Genomic DNA, 15961 nt, shown 5'->3' on the forward strand with positions numbered 1-15961 from the left:
GTTCAAGTGGCCGGATCGCGGCCGAGTATGCGCCGCGGAGTGCGTGGCTGCCAGCCATCATGGCTTGGCGCGTTGTTCAGTTGCCACGTGACAGCCTGCGGACCATCCGATCAACCGATCCAAGGAGTCGCCATGTCCCGCCATGCCGCGTCCAGCCATGCCGCAGCGTTGAGTGCCCTGCTGCTCGCCGGCAGCGCCTTTGCTGCAGACCCCGCGCCGGAGCTGAAGGCGCGTGCGCCCGGTGCCGTGCAGGCGGTCGGGGCAGTACACACCTTGCGGCAGATTCCGGAAGCGTGCGCACGGTTGGAAGGCGTGTTCACCGGCAATGCCGCGCAGCCCTACACCTTCTCGGTGGTGCGCAGCAGCCCGACCTGTCAGCCGCGCGCGCGCTTGGTGGACTACGCCAAGGCTGCGCCCAGCGTGGCGTCGGGCTGGATCTTCAACGACGTGATCCGTGTTCCCAGTGCGGCTTGCCCGAGCCAGCAGGCGGTGGTGCGCATCTGGCGCAAGCCGGTGGATGCCAAGCCGCAGCTGGACGGGCAAGGTCAGTCGCGCATCTATCTGGAAGATGCCAAGCAGCAGGCCGCTGCCGGCAAGATGCCGCAGGTGCCGATGTTCGCCGCCCAGCAAACCCTGGAAGGCAAGGCCTGCCAGTAGGTGGTGCGAGTCGTCAACGCACTGCGTGGATGGATCACGCTGGGGAGCGACTTGGCGAGGGCGCCGTAGCATCGCTGGCCACCAAGCCGGATGACTCGCTGGGTGAGCAGTGTCGCCGGGGTTTAGAGATGTGATGCATCCCGCCGGCCGGTTCTCATGCATTCCATCCTGACGCGCGCCGCAGCGCCCTGAGATAGCCAACACACTTGCACCGGCTGCCGCTCCTGTGTCGCATCCATGTCGAAGCCAGCTGCCACGCACATTTTCCGGTGATGTCGCCGTGCCATTCGGCTGGTGCCGGGACGCGGCTGCATGCCACCGCCTGCCTGTCCAGGTGCTGATGCGTCAGCCCCTGGAGCGCGGCGGCCCGGCTGGACTCAGCCCTCCCAGGCCGGCAGCTTTTTCGCCACTGCCACGTTCTTCAGGCTCACGTATTTGGGCAGGCCGTCGCTGCCATAGGCCAATGGCGCTTCGCCCTTGATCAGCGGGGCGAAGTAGCGGCGGGCGCGTTCGGTGATGCCGAAGCCGTCCTTGCGCAGGAAGCTGGGCGGCATCTTCTTTTCGTGATTGGCCACCTTGTGCAGCGGGGCCGGCACGATCTTCCAGCGGTACGGCGCGTCGCTGACGCGTTCGATCACCGGGATCACCGCGTTCATGCCCTTGAGTGCGTACTGCACGGCGGCCTTGCCGACAGCCTGGGCCTGTTCCCAATCGGTCTTGGAAGCGAGGTGGCGCGCGGAACGCTGCAGGTAATCGGGCAGCGTCCAGTGCACCTTGTAGCCCAGCTCCTGCTTGACCTGTGCCGCCAGGAACGCGGCCACGCCGCCGAGTTGCGCATGACCGAACGAGTCGGCGGCGCCGCCGGCATCGGCGACGAAGCGGCCGTGCGCGTCCTGGATGCCCTCGCTGGCAACCACCACGCACCAGCCGACTTTCTCCACCACCTGCTTCACCTTCGCCAGAAACACGGCCTGATCGTAGGCACGCTCGGGCAGCAGGATGATCTGCGGTGCGTCGTCGGGGCCCTGACCTGCAAGCCCCGCCGCTGCGGCTAGCCAGCCGGCGTGGCGGCCCATCGCTTCGTAGATGAAGACCTTGGTCGAGGTGTCGGCCATCGCGGCGACATCCAGCGCGGCCTCGCGTACCGACACTGCGGTGTACTTGGCGGCCGAGCCGAAACCCGGGCAGGTGTCGGTCACTGCCAGGTCGTTGTCGATGGTCTTGGGCACGCCGATGCAGTGCAGCGGGTAGCCATAGGCCTTGGCCAGTTGCGAGACCTTCCAGGCGGTGTCGGCGGAATCGTTGCCGCCGTTGTAGAGGAACCAGCGCACGTCATGCGCGCGCAGCACATCGAGCAGGCGTTCGTACTTGGCGCTGTCGTCCTCCAGCGATTTGAGCTTGTAGCGGCACGAGCCGAATGCACCGCCGGGCGTCTGCGCCAGCGCGGCGATCGCGGCGGCCGACTCCTTGGAGGTATCGATCAGCTCTTCGCGCAATGCGCCCAGGATGCCGTTGCGCGCGGCCAGCACCTTGATCTTGCGCGCGCGTGCTTCGCTGATCACGCCGGCGGCAGTGGCATTGATGACGGCGGTGACGCCGCCAGACTGGGCATACAACAGATTGCCGGTGGTCATAGGGGACAGGCTCCTCACATGGGCGATGGCGCAAGGGACAGTGCCGGGACATTCCCCGGATGCGGTAAGCTGCACGACCATACGGTCAGCGCTGGCGAAGACCTGAGTCTAACGCCGCCAACCGCAACGCGTTTTTCTTCGAAAGTGGAGTCCACTGATGCGATTGGTTCTGTTGGGACCGCCCGGTTCGGGCAAGGGCACCCAGGCGACACGTCTCAAAGACACGTTTGACATCCCCCACATCTCCACCGGCGACCTGTTGCGCGCCGAAGTCGCCGCCGGCTCGCCGCTGGGCTTGAAGGCCAAGGAAGTCATGGCACGCGGCGATCTGGTGTCCGACGACATCCTGCTCGGCATGCTGGAGGCGCGTCTGGGTCAGCCCGACGTCTCCAAGGGTTTCATTCTCGACGGCTACCCGCGTAACGTGGCGCAGGCCAATGCCTTGGAAGCGCTGCTGAGCAAGATCGGTCAGCCGCTGGATGCGGTGGTGCAGCTGGATGTGGCCAGCGAGTTGCTGGTCGAGCGCATCGCCGGCCGCGCCAAGGCCGAGGGCCGCGAAGACGACAATCCCGAATCGGTGCGCAAGCGTCTGCAGGTGTACACCGACTCGACCGCGCCGGTGATCGGCTTCTACGAGCAGCGCGGCAAGCTGGCGCGCGTGGACGGCGTCGGCTCGCTGGACGAAGTGCTCGCGCGCATCAGCAAGGCGCTCGGGCGCTGAGTTTGCCAGGCCGGGCGCAATGCCCGGCCCTTGCCGCGGCGCTCCGATGGCAGCGCCACGGCGCAGGTGCAAGACCTGCGAATCGGACCTCTTCCCAAAAGAAAAACCCCGGTCGTACACGACGACCGGGGCGGAATAACGCCAGTAGTGAGCTTGCTCAAAGCCCCGACAGCATGAGCTCCCTGGGGATTTGGCCTCTTGGGGAGTAGGACCAAAGGGATACTGCGACTGGCGTTCAGCATAGTGATGGATGTGACGCAGTTCGCATATCGGGAAATTCCCGACAGTACGGTAGGTGTTTCCCGACACGGGCGTCGAAAGAGCAGCGCGATGGCCGACGCCTGCGGCGATCGGCGACAATGTGCGGCATGACCAAACTCCACATCCTCGGCATCGCCGGGACTTTCATGGGCGGTGTGGCCGCCCTGGCGCGCGAGCTGGGCTGGCAGGTGGAGGGCAGCGACCAGGCCATCTACCCACCGATGTCCACCCAGCTGGAAACGCTGGGCATTGCACTGGCGCAAGGCTACGCGCCGTCGAACATCGCGCCCGATGCCACCGACGTGGTCATCGGCAATGCCTTGTCGCGCGGCAATCCGGCGGTGGAAGCGGTGCTCGATGCCGGCCGTCGCTACACCTCCGGCGCCCAGTGGCTGGCCGAGCAGGTATTGCCGGGCCGCGACACGCTCGCGGTGGCCGGCACCCACGGCAAGACCACCACCACCACCATCCTGAGCTATCTGCTCGAGGCCGCCGGGCGGGCGCCGGGCTTTCTGATCGGCGGGGTGGCCGAGGACTTCGGCGTCTCCGCACGGCTGGGCCAGGGCCGCGAATTCGTGGTGGAAGCCGACGAGTACGACACCGCGTTCTTCGACAAGCGCAGCAAGTTCGTGCACTACCGGCCGCTGGTGGCGATCCTCAACAATCTCGAATACGACCACGCCGATATCTTTCCGGATGTGGCGGCCATCCAGCGGCAGTTCCACCATCTGGTGCGCACGGTGCCGGCGCGCGGGCGGTTGATCGTCAACGGCGACGACGCGCGTCTGGCCGAGGTGCTGGCGATGGGCTGCTGGACGCCGGTGGAACGCTTCGGCTTCGATGCCGGGCTGGAGTGGAGCGCGCGTTTGATCGCCGCCGATGGCAGCACGTTTGCGGTGGCCCATCGCGGAGTGGAGATCGGCCAGGTGCAGTGGCCGCTGGTGGGCCGGCACAACGTGCTCAATGGGCTGGCGGCATTGGCCGCGGTGCATGCGGTGGGGGTGGATCCGGCCACGGTAATGCCGGCGCTGGCGCAGTTCCAGAGCGTCAAACGGCGATTGGAAGTGCTGGGCCAGGCGCGCGATATCACCGTCTACGACGACTTCGCCCATCATCCCACCGCGATCGCGACCACGCTGCAGGGGCTGCGCGCCAAGGTGGGTGCGGCGCGCGTGCTGGTGGCGATGGAGCCGCGCAGCAATTCGATGCGCCTGGGCGCGCATGCGCAGGCGCTGGCGCCATCGCTGCACGATGCCGATGCGGTGGTGTTCCTGCATCGGCCGGAACTGCCCTGGGATGCGGCGCCGATCATCGCGCAGGTACGCGGCGATGCGCGCGTGGTGCAGGATGTCGACGCCTTGCTGCACAGCTTGGGCGAGCTGGCGCAGCCGGGCGACCATGTGGTGTTCATGTCCAATGGCGGTTTCGATGGCGCGCCGCGTCGCTTCCTGGCGCAGCTGTCCTGATGGCGCCGATCCCTGCCGCTGCCGACACCAGCGCGTTGCCGCTGTTCCCCTTGCACAGCGTGCTGTTGCCGGGCGCGGCGATGGGCCTGCGTGTGTTCGAACGCCGCTATCTGGATCTGGTGCGCGAATGCGGCCGCAACGGCACCAGCTTCGGCGTGTGCCTGATTCTGGAAGGCAACGAAGTCGGTGTGCCGGCCACGCCGGCCGCGTTCGGTACCGAAGTGCGCATCGAGGATTTCGATGTGGGTGCCGATGGTGTGCTGGTGCTGCGCCTGCGTGGTACGCGGCGTTTCCACGTACAGCGCTCGCGCATTCGCGACAACGGCCTGGTGGTGGGCGATGTCGCGTGGTGCGAGCCGGATCCGGACGACGAATTGCGGCCCGAGCACAGCCTGCTGTCCACGGTGCTGGAGCGCATGCTGGAGCAGATGGGCGGCGAATTCGCATCGGTGGGACCGGGGTTGCTGGATCAGGCCGCCTGGGTTGGTTGGCGGTTGGCCGAGCTGCTGCCATTGACCGAGCAGCAGCGGCTCTCGCTGTTGCAGCAGGACGATCCGCATCGGCGGCTGGATCAATTGCTGGCCTGGATGCCCTGAAAGCGGCTGACAAAACGGCTGCGTCCGCCACACGGGTGCGAGTGGCGTTCGAAATTCTCATGGATCAGGCGTGCACGCTGCGTCCTGCGCGCTGTGCACACCCAACCGTCGACTGCGCGCTACGCCTTTCAATCACTCCGTGACGTGGGGCGATGGTTTCGGTCGGCCCCATCACCGCGCTTGCACCATGGCAACGGCACACTGCGCGCGCTTGAGTGCGCTAGCGAGCGCATCCACGCACTGGATGTGCGCACTGGCGTCACTCGTTCCTCTTGATGGAGTGTGCCTTTGATCGTCGATGTAAAGCCGCGTGTGGCCGATGTGATCAGCCAGGTCTGGCGGACCCTGGCGGTGCTGTTCGTATGGGACGTGTTGATCACCATCATCTATTACGTACTGCCGTTCCGTGCACCGGCGCTGCCGTTGACCATCTTCGGTTCTGCGTTGGCGTTGTTCCTGGGCTTTCGCGCCAATTCCACCTATCAGCGCTGGTGGGAAGGCCGGGTGCTGTGGGGCCAGATGATCAATGCCTCGCGCAATCTGGTGCGCCTGAGCGTCAGTATCCTGTCTGCGCCGGAAGCGGGCGATCTCGGGCGCGCCATTGCGCTGCGGCAGATCGCCTACGTCAACGCACTGCGCTGCCAACTGCGCCGGTTGCCGGTGGCGATGGCGCTGTCTCCGTACCTGGACGCCGACGAAGCGGCGGCCGTGGTCGTGCGCACCAACGTGGCGAACGGCTTGCTCGATAGCACCGGACGCAGCGTCGAACAGGCGCGTCGCGAGGGCTGGATCGACAGCATCCAGCAGGCCAGCGTCGAACGCATCCTGGTGGACATCGCCAACGCGCAAGGCGGCATGGAACGGCTGAAGAACACCCCCCTGCCGTATCAATACCGCTTCTATCCCAACCTGTTCACGCGGCTGTTTTGCGTGCTGCTGCCGATCGGGTTGGTGGAAACGCTGCAGTACGCCACGCCGGTGGGATCGACGGTGGCCGGCCTGATGTTCCTGGCGGTGCTGAAGATTGGCGATGAACTGGTCGATCCATTCGCCAACACCATTCACGACCTGCCGCTGGATACCATGTGCCGCACGGTGGAGATCGATGCGCTTCAGGCCCTTGGTGAGCAAGCGCCGGAGCCGATGCAACCGGTGGATGGCGTGTTGTGGTGAGGTGTCGCGTGTTAGGCCAATGCGGCCTTTGCATCGCCGAACTGCGCTAACTCGCAATCTCCGGGTCGCCTTGAGGCGATTGAGAGGTGCGAGCAGTTGTAGAGCGGCCAACTGCGAGTTTTCTGCAGGGCCCTTGCCCGCCCACCATCGCGGGACACGCTGCAAGTACGTCCTTGTAAGCTCTTACGCGGCATCCATGCCGCGTAAGGTCCCGCGACGGTGAGCGGGCAAGGACCAGTCAAGTTGGTCGGTGCGCAGAGTATTCAAGCGACAGCAAACCCTGCGACGCAAGTAACCAGGCTGCGCAGTGTTCTCTGCTCTTTGGTAGGTCACCGACGAACGTTCTGGTGCGGTGTCCTCGCCGCTTGCGGGACCGTTGGCGGCATGGATGCCGCCATCGAGCCCCCATGGATGGGTTCACGGCGTGTCCCGCAAGCGGCGAGGGCGCCGCGCGCTCGACTGGCCAACCGTTCACCCTGAAAATTCAGCTGTTTCTACACGACGCCAAGACGCTACCGCCATCGATACAGCGTTCAAGACGCATTGCTGGCACCCCATATCAACACGCCTGTGCGATTCGCCGGCCGATCGCCTGTTGCCGGATCGCTCAACGGCGTTGTTGTGGCGAACCTGATGCTGCTGGATCGAACGCAGCGGCTTGCGTCTGCGCTGCAGCGTTGTCGTTATTTTCTCCACGCACTGCATTGCCCGAGGTGCTGTCGATCAGGATCACCGGCACCTGCGAACGACGCCGCTGTTCCACACGATGCGGCAGTGGCCCGAGTGCGTCGCGCAAGGCGCTCAGTGCTGGATCGACCCCACGCAACGGATACCACAGCCCGATCAGGCTGAAGTGACGGCTGTAACGCAAGGTCTGCGTGCTGCCGACCCACAGCGGCTGCGCATCGGGCTGCAGGCGTGCGGCCGCTGGCCACAGGCGCAGCACATGCACATGGCCGGGCGCCGCGTGGCGCACCATCAACAGCGCTTCGACCTGGGTGTCCAGTGTGGCCGGCAGGATCGGCACCTCGTCCGGGCGACCACTGACGTCGAGCAGGTGCAGTGCCTGTTCCCAGCCGGCCTGCGGTTGTGCCCGCCAGCCCCGCGCTTCGAGCTGGCGCTGCAATGGGGCGAGCGGACCGGCCACTTGCACGTCCAGCGGCCAGCGCTGGTCGTCGTCGAATTCGTTGCGGCGCGCCGGCAGCAGGCGCCATTGGCTGGCCCACCACTCGCTGGCGGGCAGCTCCATCAGCAACGGCGGCGGCGGTTCGAACTTGGCCAGCTTGGTGTCGAGGTTGCGCGGCGCGAAGAAGATCGCACAGCCCAGGAACACGCCATAGAAGATCCACGACACCGGCTTGACCCAGAACGCGCGGGTGGCGCGGCGGCGGTAGGCGATGCCCAGCACTAGCAGCCAGAAGATGCCGAACAACATGCCGCCGACCACATCGCTGAGCCAGTGCGCGCCCAGGTACAGCCGCGCAAAACCGATCAGCGAGACGATCGCGCCACTGACCAGATACGGCCACACCCGGCGCCGGCCGGGCAGTTCGCGCGCGATCAGCAACGCAAAGAAGCCAAAACCAATGGTGGCCATGGTGACCGCCACCGATGGAAACCCGAACCCGCTGCTGGCCGCAGGCGGGCGCACCACCTGCACGGTGGCGCCGAGCAATTGGGTCAGGGCAAGGCCGAACGCCAGCGCAATCACCCAATGCGTCACCGCCATCCAGCGCCGGCGCCAGGCCAGGTAGCCCATCGCCGCGACAATCGCCGGCAGCAACACCTGCCAGTCGCCCAGCGAGGCCAGTGCCACCATCGGGTAATCGGCCAGTGGGTTGCGCAGCGCCAGCATCAGATCGTGCACGGCCAGGTCCACGCGCAGCGGCTCGCCGTGCGCCAGCACCACCATCAGCAGCACGAACCAGCCCCAGCCGAGCAGCAACAGCATCAGGGCCATCATCGCCAGCGGCACCGACTCGCGGCGGCGCGGGTCGAACACGCTGACCGACCAGTCGCCCAGCACCGGATGCCGATGCGACCACTCCAGCAAGCGCGCCAGCAGCGCGTCCAGGTGGCCGGCGGACCAGCGATACGAATACAGCACCATCGCCCAGGCCAGGCCGATCACCGCGGCCAGCAACGCCACCACCACGAACAGGCGCCCGGCCACCGCGGCCACCGCATCGTAGGCGGTGCCCAGCACCCAGCCCGGCACCAGGAACAGCAGCGCCCAGGAAATGCAGGCCAACCCGCTGGCGGTCAGGTAGCGCTTGAACGGCATGTGCGACATGCCGGCGATTGCGGGTACGAACGGCCGCACCGCGCCGACGTAACGGGCGATGAGGATGCTCTTGAAGGCATTGCGCCGGAACAGCAGCTCGCCACGTTCCAGCAATTGCGGGTAACGCCGGAACGGCCAATAGGTGTGCAACTGGTGGCCCCAGCGATGACCGACCCAGAAGCTCAGCGCGTCGCCGACGAAGGCGCCCAGGGTGGCGCAGGCCACTGCGTACGGCCCGTTGATCTGGCCGAGCCCGATCAGCACGCCGATGGCGAACAGCAGCGGTAGCGCGGGCACGATGGCACCCAGCACGATGACCGCATCGCAGAATGCGATGACAAAGATCGCCACGCCAGCCAAGGTGGGGTGGTGTCCGATCCACTCCAGTGTGGCGTCGATCCATGAGTTCATTGCCGAATTATAGGTGGGCACGGTGACGGCTGACTTGTGCCCCGCTCACATCGGGCCGTTCGCTTCACCTGAGGTTGCAACCGGCCCTGCAGTGCCTGTCCGGTGCACGGTGGCGCGAGCGTTGGCGATGTGGCGATGCGGACCGCCCGTCTACAATGGGCGATGAGCCACGATCCCGCCGGCAACCTGCCGCTGAAGTCCGATACCTTCGGGCGCATCCTGCTGATCCGCGACGCCGGCCGCGTGTTCGTGCGGCGCGACCTGAGCGTGGCGCCGTGGCTGCTGCGTGGTGTGGCATGGTGGCTGGCGCGGCGCGAAGCGCTGGCACTGCGCCAGCTGGATGGCCTGCCGCACACGCCACGCCTGCTGCACTGGGACGGGCGTCATCTGGACCGCAGTTACCTGGCCGGCGATGCGATGTACCAGCGCCCGCCGCGCGGCGACCTGGCGTATTTCCGGCAGGCGCGCCGGCTGTTGCAGCAGTTGCATCGGTGCGGCGTGGCGCACAACGATCTGGCCAAGGAAGCCAACTGGCTGGTACAGGACGATGGCAGCCCGGCAGTGATCGATTTCCAGCTGGCGGTGCGCGGCCACCCACGCGCGCGCTGGATGCGTCTGCTTGCACGCGAAGACCTGCGCCACCTGCTCAAGCACAAGCGCATGTATTGCCCGGCCGCGATCACCCCGGTGGAACGTCGCGTACTCAAGCGCCGCTCCTGGGTGCGCGAGCTGTGGTTCGCCACCGGCAAGCCGGTCTACCGTTTCGTGACCCGTCGTGTGCTGCATTGGGAAGACAACGAGGGGCAGGGGCCGAAGCCCTGAGTGGCTGGGATTGGTTGTTCGGGATTGGGGATTCGTAAAGGCCGATGGTGCAGGGCTGGTGGCTGGTCGGTTGAATCCAGCAGCTGCACATGACGCGTTCCGATTCGGCGCCGGTCACCGGCTGTAAGCTCTGACGAATCCCTAATCCCGATTCCCCAATCCCATGACCTTAAACGGCAAAACCCTCTTCATCACCGGCGCCTCGCGCGGGATCGGGCTGGCGATCGCGTTGCGGGCGGCGCGCGACGGGGCCAAGGTGGCGATCGCGGCCAAGTCGGCGGTGGCCAATCCGAAATTGCCCGGCACCATCCATGGCGCGGCGGATGCCGTTCGTGCGGCGGGTGGGCAGGCGCTGGCGCTCAAATGCGACATCCGCGACGAGGCGCAGGTGCATGCGGCGGTCCAGGCCACCGTGGAGGCGTTCGGCGGGATCGATATCCTGGTTAACAACGCCAGCGCGATCTGGTTGCGCGGCACGCTGGACACGCCGATGAAGCGCTTCGACCTGATGCAGCAGGTCAATGCGCGCGGCAGTTTCCTCTGCGCGCAGGCCTGCCTGCCGCATCTGCTGCGCGCGCCCAACCCGCACATCCTGAGCCTGGCGCCGCCACCGTCGTTGAGCCCGGCGTGGTGGGGCGCGCACACCGGCTACACGCTTGCAAAGATGGGCATGAGCCTGGTGACGCTGGGGCTGGCGGCCGAATTCGGTCCGCAAGGCGTGGCGGTCAATGCGCTCTGGCCGCGCACGGTGATCGCCACCGATGCGATCAACATGTTGCCCGGCGTGGATGCGGCGGCCTGCCGTCGGCCCGAGATCGTGGCCGATGCGGCGCATGCGGTGCTGACGCGCAACGCCGCTGGGTTCCATGGTCAGTTCCTGATCGACGAGCAGGTGTTGGCGCAGGCGGGCATCAGCGATCTGCACGGGTATGCGGTGGATCCTTCGCGCGATTTGCTGCCGGATCTGTTCCTGGACTGACGGTGGTGCGCCGTGCGTGCGCCTGCCGCGTCCGGACCTGGGCGGGGTGCGAGCCGTGTGCCGTCGAGGACTGGCTCCCACCGACCTGCCACGCGTCGCAGACCGGCGTGGCGGCAGCCGTCGCACGCGCGTCCGTGCGCTGCGCGCGCCCGGCTGCACGGGCCTGACTCATCCGTTGCCCATGGCCGGCAGCGGCTCGGCGCACTGCCGGCAATAGCGCGCGTCCGGCGCGTGGCCTTCCAGCCCGCAGCGCACGCAATTGCGGATATCGCGCTTGCCGGCGTGGCCGCCTTCGCGCAGCGTACTGGCCAGCTCGGCGGTGTAGATGCCGGTGGGCACGGCGATGATGCTGTAGCCGATCAGGATCAGCGCCGAGGTGACGAAGCGGCCCAGCGTGGTCTGCGGCACCAGATCGCCGAAACCCACCGTGGCCATGGTGACGATGGCCCAGTACATGCTGGTCGGGATGCTGGTGAAGCCATGCTGCGGGCCTTCGATGACATACATCGTGGCGCCGGCGATCACGGTGATGGTGAGCACGCTGAACAGGAACACCAGCACCTTGCGGCGGCTGCGCCACAGCGCGTCCACCAGCTGCCCGCTTTCCTGGATGTAGCGGGTGAGCTTGAGGATGCGGAACAACCGCAGGATGCGCAGCACCCGCACCACCAGCAGGGTCTGCGCACCGGGCACGAAGAACGACAGATAACTCGGCAGGATCGACAGCAGATCGATCACGCCCCAGATGCTGAGCGCGTAATGCAGCGGCCGCCGCACCACCGCCAGCCGCAACGCGTATTCCAGCGTGAACAGGATTGTGAAGGCCCACTCCAGCGGCACCAGCCAGTGCGCCGACTGCGCATGGATGCGCGGCACGCTGTCGATCATGATCACCACCACGCTGGCGAGGATGGCCGCCACCAGCATCAGGTCGAAATTGCGCGAGGGGCGCGTGTCGTGCCGGTAGATGATGTCGAACCAGTGCCGGCGCCAGCCGTGGTCGGTGGCAGGGGTGAGTTGCGGATCGGAAAGAGGGCGCATGCGCGCATTGTGCCGCAGGCGTGCGAATGCGCGAGAATGCCCGCTCCCCTTCCGCTTCTGCGACCGATCACCATGAGCACCGCTGCCGATTCGCCCCTGTCCCTTGCGCACTACTACCTGCCGGTGTATCGCCCGCGCCAGGTGATGCTGGAGCGCGGGCAGGGCAGTCGCGTGTGGGACGATGCCGGGCGCGAGTATCTGGATCTGTCCTCGGGCATTGCCGTCAGCGGGCTGGGCCATAACGATCCGGACCTGGTGGCCGCGCTCACCGAGCAGGCCGGCAAGCTGTGGCACACCAGCAACATCTTCTACAGCGCGCCGCCCTTGAAGCTGGCCGAAGAACTGGTGGGCGCCTCGCGCTTTGCCGAGAAGGTGTTCCTGTGCAATTCCGGCACCGAAGCCAATGAAGCGGCGATCAAGCTGGTGCGCAAGTGGGCCAGCGACCAGGGCCGCCCGCCGGAGCGGCGCGTGATCGTCACTTTCCGCGGCAGTTTCCATGGCCGCACGCTGGCTTCGGTCACCGCCACCGCGCAGCCGAAGTACCAGGAAGGCTACGAGCCGCTGCCGGGCGGATTTCGCTACGTGGATTTCAACGACGTGCCTGCGCTGGAAGCGGCGATGGCCGCTGGCGATGTGGCGGCGGTGATGGTCGAGCCGATCCAGGGCGAGGGCGGGGTGATGCCGGCCGCGCCGGGCTTCCTGGCCCGCGCACGCGCGCTGTGCGACCAGCACGATGCCTTGCTGGTGCTGGACGAGATCCAGTGCGGCATGGGCCGCACCGGCAGCCTGTTCGCGCATTGGCAGGAGCAGGTGACGCCGGACATCGTGACCCTGGCCAAGGCCCTGGGTGGCGGTTTCCCGATCGGCGCGATGCTGGCCGGCCCCAAGGTGGCGCAGACCATGCAGTTCGGCGCGCACGGCACCACCTTCGGCGGCAATCCGCTGGCCGCTGCGGTGGCGCGGGTGGCATTGCGCAAGCTGTCCTCGCCGGAGATCGCGGCCAACGTGGAGCGTCAGTCGGCGGCGTTGCGCGCCGGGCTGGAGGCGCTGAACGCCGAGTTCGGCGTGTTTGCGCAGATCCGCGGGCGCGGCCTGATGCTGGGCGCGGTGCTGGCGCCGGCGCATGCCGGCCAGGCAAGCGCGATCCTCGACCTGGCGGCCAGGCATGGGCTGCTGCTGCTGCAGGCGGGGCCGAACGTGCTGCGCTTCGTGCCGGCACTGAATCTGACCGATGCCGAGCTGGCTGATGGGCTGGCGCGCCTGCGGCTGGCGATTGCCGAGTACGCCGCGCAGCGGTGATGGATACCTGCGCGATGGGAAGCGCTGAATGATCTGGCTTGTGTCTGGGTGAGCGGGTGCAGTTTGGCGTCAGTGAGTGCGTGACGTGCCGATCGTCTGATTTTGATCGTGGCATCGTGTGTTTGAGGCTCGGCTCTTGCTGCTGAGGTTGTCGCTTCCCGCCGTACCCTCACCCCAACCCCTCTCCCGATGGGAGAGGGGCTAGTCGGTGCGTTTTGCTGAGCATGGTCTGGTCGAGGAGTTGCGCCCGATTTATCGCGGTTTCGCGCGCATGCGCGCAAAAACGCACGCTGGCGGATGGAATGTCGATAAATGCATGCTTGGCCTGATTCACCACAACACACACGGCTAGCGTATTGTTTGGTCGCGCATTCGCTTGCAGAGCGAGGCTAGCTACCGTTGGCCGCTCGGCAGAGCGTTGACCTTTCAAGAGCGCCGGCCAACGCTGCTCCGATTCCCGATTCCCGATTCCCGATTCCCGATTCCCGATTCCCGATTCCCGATTCCCAAATCCCAAATCCCAAATCCCAAATCCCAAATCCCAAATCCCAAATCCCAAATCCCAAATCCCCCCTCATCCCAACCCATACCGCCGCACCACCCGCCGCAATGCCCGTGCGTCGCGCACCGTGTCGGCGTGCAGCCCCGCAGCACGGGCGCCGCGGACGTTGACGAACAGGTCATCGACGAACAGGGTGCCGGCTGCGGTCGCCCCAAGGGCGTCGAGCGCACGCTGATACACCCGCAGGTCCGGCTTGCGCCCACCCAGTGCACCGCTGCACAACACGCGTCCCTGCAGCAGCGGAAACAGCGACGGCACGATCTGCGCAATCGCCTCAGCCATCAATGGGCCGTTATTGGTCAGCACGGCCACCGCGGTTGTCGCCGATACCGCCAGCACCTGCGCCGCCACCGCAGGGTCTGCACGGCATGCGGCCACGCGTGCAGCGATCCAGGTGGCCTGATCGATCGGATGCCCCAGACCGTCGCCGAGCTGGCTCAGGTACGCCGGCGTGTCGATCGCGCCGGCATCGTAGGCGCGCTCCAGGCCGTGGTCGAACAGTACCTGCTGCACGCGCTGCGGCGTGCAGGCGGCGGCCGTTGCCAGGGCCGCCAGACGGCGTGGCCGCGAATAGCTGGCGAGCACGCCATCGAAGTCGAGCAATAGCAGGGAAACCGGTGGAGTCGGCATGCGCAGGCTCAGGACATAGCGCTGCAGCGTTGTCGATTCGCCGCTGCATGGCAAGCGTGCGAGCGCTGCCAGGTGGCCGATGTGGTGATCTATGTGCGTACCCTTTTCGGCAACGACCATGCCGAGCGCGTTACTGTCGACGACGTCAAGCTGCTGCGCCAATGACCTTTCCCTGCCAAGGAGTTGCCATGTCCCGTCCCATGTTGTTTGCCGTCACCGCTGCTGCAGTGTGGTGCGCAAGCCTGACCGCCGCGCACGCTGCCGATGTCATCCGCCACAAGATTCCCAATAGCGATTTTCCGATTGCCGCCGCGGTGGAGATTCCTGCCGGCAAGGCCACGGTGTACGTCAGCGGCAAGGTGCCGGCGGTGGTGGATGCGAGCGCACCGAAAGAGTCACCTGCCGCCTATGGTGATACCAAGGCGCAGACGGTGAGCGTGTTGAAGCAGATCCAGGACCAGCTGAAATCGCTCGGACTGGGCATGGGCGATGTGGTGAAGATGCAGGTGTTCCTGGTGGGCGATCCGGCGATGGGCGGCAAGATGGATTTCAACGGGTTCATGGAAGGCTACCGGCAGTTCTTCGGCACCAAGGAACAGCCCAACCTGCCGGCGCGCTCGGCGTTCCAGATCGCTGCATTGGGCAACCCGCTGTATCGGGTGGAGATCGAAGTGGTGGCCGTGCGTCCCTGAGTGAGTGTCGTTGCCTTGCCGGAGAAGCTCATGAAAGTCGTCGCTTCGCATCGTCATGCAGACGCATGGCGATGACGCGTTGCGCCAGGCGCTGCCCACCCACCGTGGCAGCGGCCGGTGTACGGTTCTGTTGATCCCGACAAGCGGTTACCCTGGAAGCGCCGACGCACTGCGCGCGGCGACGGTTGCGTTGGACGCATCGTGCATTTCTGATTGTAGGAGTCATGCCTTGAAACTGTTTTCCACGATCGCCGTACTGGGCTTGCTGGTGCTCGCGCCTTCGGCCTGGGCCAAGACCTGCGCGGTGACCATCACCGGCAACGACCAGATGAAGTTCGACCAGAGCGCCATCACCATCGCACCGGACTGCACGCAGGTGGAGCTGACGCTCAAGCATTCCGGCAAGATGGCCGCCGCCGTGATGGGACACAACTGGGTGCTGACCAAGACCGCTGATTTCCAGCCGGTTGCCAACGCCGGCGTGCGATCGAGCATCGCCGACAGCTATCTGCCCAAGGCCGATGCGCGCGTGATCGCGCATACCAAGGTCATCGGCGGCGGCCAGAGCACGACGGTCAGCTTTGCCACCAGCAAATTGACCAAGGGCGGCGCGTATATGTTCTTCTGCTCGTTCCCCGGGCACTGGGCGATGATGAAGGGCACGCTGCGCTTCGGCTGATCTTGTCGCGGGGGCAGCGTGCATCTGTGGCGTGCGGAGTGCCGGTGCATTGAC

Annotated in this window: 14 protein-coding genes and 1 pseudogene; 11 read left to right on the top strand and 4 right to left on the bottom strand. The window is 66.3% G+C overall.

All coding sequences use genetic code 11. The features are described from left to right. Positions 1-132 precede the first annotated feature (132 nt). The gene (locus XcodCFBP4690_RS05160) at positions 133-657 is read left to right on the top strand and encodes a hypothetical protein (RefSeq protein ID WP_104539939.1); all 525 of its coding nucleotides are present in this window, start codon (positions 133-135) and stop codon (positions 655-657) included. A gap of 377 nt (positions 658-1034) precedes the next feature. Here XcodCFBP4690_RS05160 and XcodCFBP4690_RS05165 read toward each other — a convergent pair whose 3' ends face one another. Beyond that, entirely contained in the window at positions 1035-2291 is a 1257-nt protein-coding gene (locus XcodCFBP4690_RS05165) for a 6-phosphofructokinase (protein WP_104539940.1), read from the bottom strand. Between the two features lie 157 nt (positions 2292-2448). Here XcodCFBP4690_RS05165 and XcodCFBP4690_RS05170 point away from each other — a divergent pair, with 157 nt between their 5' ends. The 4 genes from XcodCFBP4690_RS05170 (at position 2449) to XcodCFBP4690_RS05185 (ending at position 6508) form a co-directional block, all read left to right on the top strand. Then, on the top strand, positions 2449-3012 hold the full coding sequence (locus XcodCFBP4690_RS05170) for an adenylate kinase (RefSeq protein WP_104539941.1): 564 nt from the start codon (positions 2449-2451) through the stop codon (positions 3010-3012). Between the two features lie 359 nt (positions 3013-3371). After that, a complete protein-coding gene (gene mpl, locus XcodCFBP4690_RS05175; RefSeq protein WP_208622693.1) occupies positions 3372-4739 on the top strand; it encodes a UDP-N-acetylmuramate:L-alanyl-gamma-D-glutamyl-meso-diaminopimelate ligase in 1368 nt (455 codons plus the stop codon). Then, entirely contained in the window at positions 4739-5335 is a 597-nt protein-coding gene (locus XcodCFBP4690_RS05180; RefSeq protein WP_104539943.1) for an LON peptidase substrate-binding domain-containing protein, read from the top strand. Before mpl ends, XcodCFBP4690_RS05180 begins: the two co-directional genes overlap by 1 nt. A gap of 288 nt (positions 5336-5623) precedes the next feature. Beyond that, a complete protein-coding gene (locus XcodCFBP4690_RS05185) occupies positions 5624-6508 on the top strand; it encodes a bestrophin family protein (protein WP_104539944.1) in 885 nt (294 codons plus the stop codon). A 607-nt stretch (positions 6509-7115) separates the two neighbouring features. Here XcodCFBP4690_RS05185 and XcodCFBP4690_RS05195 read toward each other — a convergent pair. Next, positions 7116-9203 (bottom strand): bifunctional DedA family/phosphatase PAP2 family protein, encoded by a 2088-nt coding sequence (locus XcodCFBP4690_RS05195; protein WP_104539946.1) that lies wholly within the window; start codon positions 9201-9203, stop codon positions 7116-7118. Positions 9204-9365: 162 nt separating this feature from the next. On the opposite strand from XcodCFBP4690_RS05195, the gene XcodCFBP4690_RS05200 reads away from it, so the two are divergent. Both XcodCFBP4690_RS05200 and XcodCFBP4690_RS05205 read left to right on the top strand, forming a co-directional pair. After that, positions 9366-10025 (top strand): serine/threonine-protein kinase, encoded by a 660-nt coding sequence (locus XcodCFBP4690_RS05200; RefSeq protein WP_104539947.1) that lies wholly within the window; start codon positions 9366-9368, stop codon positions 10023-10025. Between the two features lie 163 nt (positions 10026-10188). Beyond that, entirely contained in the window at positions 10189-11004 is an 816-nt protein-coding gene (locus XcodCFBP4690_RS05205; RefSeq protein ID WP_104539948.1) for an SDR family oxidoreductase, read from the top strand. A gap of 168 nt (positions 11005-11172) precedes the next feature. On the opposite strand, the gene XcodCFBP4690_RS05210 is transcribed toward XcodCFBP4690_RS05205, so the two are convergent. Beyond that, entirely contained in the window at positions 11173-12045 is an 873-nt protein-coding gene (locus XcodCFBP4690_RS05210; RefSeq protein ID WP_104539949.1) for an ion transporter, read from the bottom strand. Between the two features lie 72 nt (positions 12046-12117). On the opposite strand from XcodCFBP4690_RS05210, the gene XcodCFBP4690_RS05215 reads away from it, so the two are divergent. Further along, entirely contained in the window at positions 12118-13344 is a 1227-nt protein-coding gene (locus XcodCFBP4690_RS05215; RefSeq protein ID WP_104539950.1) for an acetylornithine transaminase, read from the top strand. Positions 13345-13918: 574 nt separating this feature from the next. Here XcodCFBP4690_RS05215 and XcodCFBP4690_RS05225 read toward each other — a convergent pair. Further along, entirely contained in the window at positions 13919-14536 is a 618-nt protein-coding gene (locus tag XcodCFBP4690_RS05225) for an HAD-IA family hydrolase (protein ID WP_244183576.1), read from the bottom strand. 69 nt (positions 14537-14605) lie between these two features. Here XcodCFBP4690_RS05225 and XcodCFBP4690_RS23020 point away from each other — a divergent pair. The 3 genes and pseudogenes from XcodCFBP4690_RS23020 to azu all read left to right on the top strand — a co-directional run. After that, positions 14606-14701, top strand: a pseudogene (locus tag XcodCFBP4690_RS23020) (c-type cytochrome); the annotation flags it as partial. A 23-nt stretch (positions 14702-14724) separates the two neighbouring features. Then, on the top strand, positions 14725-15228 hold the full coding sequence (locus tag XcodCFBP4690_RS05230) for a RidA family protein (RefSeq protein ID WP_104539951.1): 504 nt from the start codon (positions 14725-14727) through the stop codon (positions 15226-15228). 229 nt (positions 15229-15457) lie between these two features. Then, entirely contained in the window at positions 15458-15907 is a 450-nt protein-coding gene (azu, locus tag XcodCFBP4690_RS05235) for an azurin (protein WP_104539952.1), read from the top strand. Positions 15908-15961 lie beyond the last annotated feature (54 nt).

The organism is Xanthomonas codiaei, from assembly GCF_002939785.1.
In the GTDB taxonomy this organism is placed as follows: Bacteria; Pseudomonadota; Gammaproteobacteria; order Xanthomonadales; family Xanthomonadaceae; genus Xanthomonas; species Xanthomonas codiaei.

What these genes read in the sequence shown, in the direction of transcription:
- XcodCFBP4690_RS05195 (WP_104539946.1), bottom strand. Translation starts at nt 9,203, where the DNA reads ATGAACTCATGGATCGACGCCACACTGGAGTGGATCGGACACCACCCC.
- XcodCFBP4690_RS05205 (WP_104539948.1), top strand. Translation starts at nt 10,189, where the DNA reads ATGACCTTAAACGGCAAAACCCTCTTCATCACCGGCGCCTCGCGCGGG.
- XcodCFBP4690_RS05160 (WP_104539939.1), top strand. Translation starts at nt 133, where the DNA reads ATGTCCCGCCATGCCGCGTCCAGCCATGCCGCAGCGTTGAGTGCCCTG.
- XcodCFBP4690_RS05200 (WP_104539947.1), top strand. Translation starts at nt 9,366, where the DNA reads ATGAGCCACGATCCCGCCGGCAACCTGCCGCTGAAGTCCGATACCTTC.
- XcodCFBP4690_RS05225 (WP_244183576.1), bottom strand. Translation starts at nt 14,536, where the DNA reads ATGCCGACTCCACCGGTTTCCCTGCTATTGCTCGACTTCGATGGCGTG.
- XcodCFBP4690_RS05180 (WP_104539943.1), top strand. Translation starts at nt 4,739, where the DNA reads ATGGCGCCGATCCCTGCCGCTGCCGACACCAGCGCGTTGCCGCTGTTC.
- XcodCFBP4690_RS05165 (WP_104539940.1), bottom strand. Translation starts at nt 2,291, where the DNA reads ATGACCACCGGCAATCTGTTGTATGCCCAGTCTGGCGGCGTCACCGCC.
- XcodCFBP4690_RS05230 (WP_104539951.1), top strand. Translation starts at nt 14,725, where the DNA reads ATGTCCCGTCCCATGTTGTTTGCCGTCACCGCTGCTGCAGTGTGGTGC.
- XcodCFBP4690_RS05210 (WP_104539949.1), bottom strand. Translation starts at nt 12,045, where the DNA reads ATGCGCCCTCTTTCCGATCCGCAACTCACCCCTGCCACCGACCACGGC.
- XcodCFBP4690_RS05170 (WP_104539941.1), top strand. Translation starts at nt 2,449, where the DNA reads ATGCGATTGGTTCTGTTGGGACCGCCCGGTTCGGGCAAGGGCACCCAG.
- XcodCFBP4690_RS05215 (WP_104539950.1), top strand. Translation starts at nt 12,118, where the DNA reads ATGAGCACCGCTGCCGATTCGCCCCTGTCCCTTGCGCACTACTACCTG.
- mpl (WP_208622693.1), top strand. Translation starts at nt 3,372, where the DNA reads ATGTGCGGCATGACCAAACTCCACATCCTCGGCATCGCCGGGACTTTC.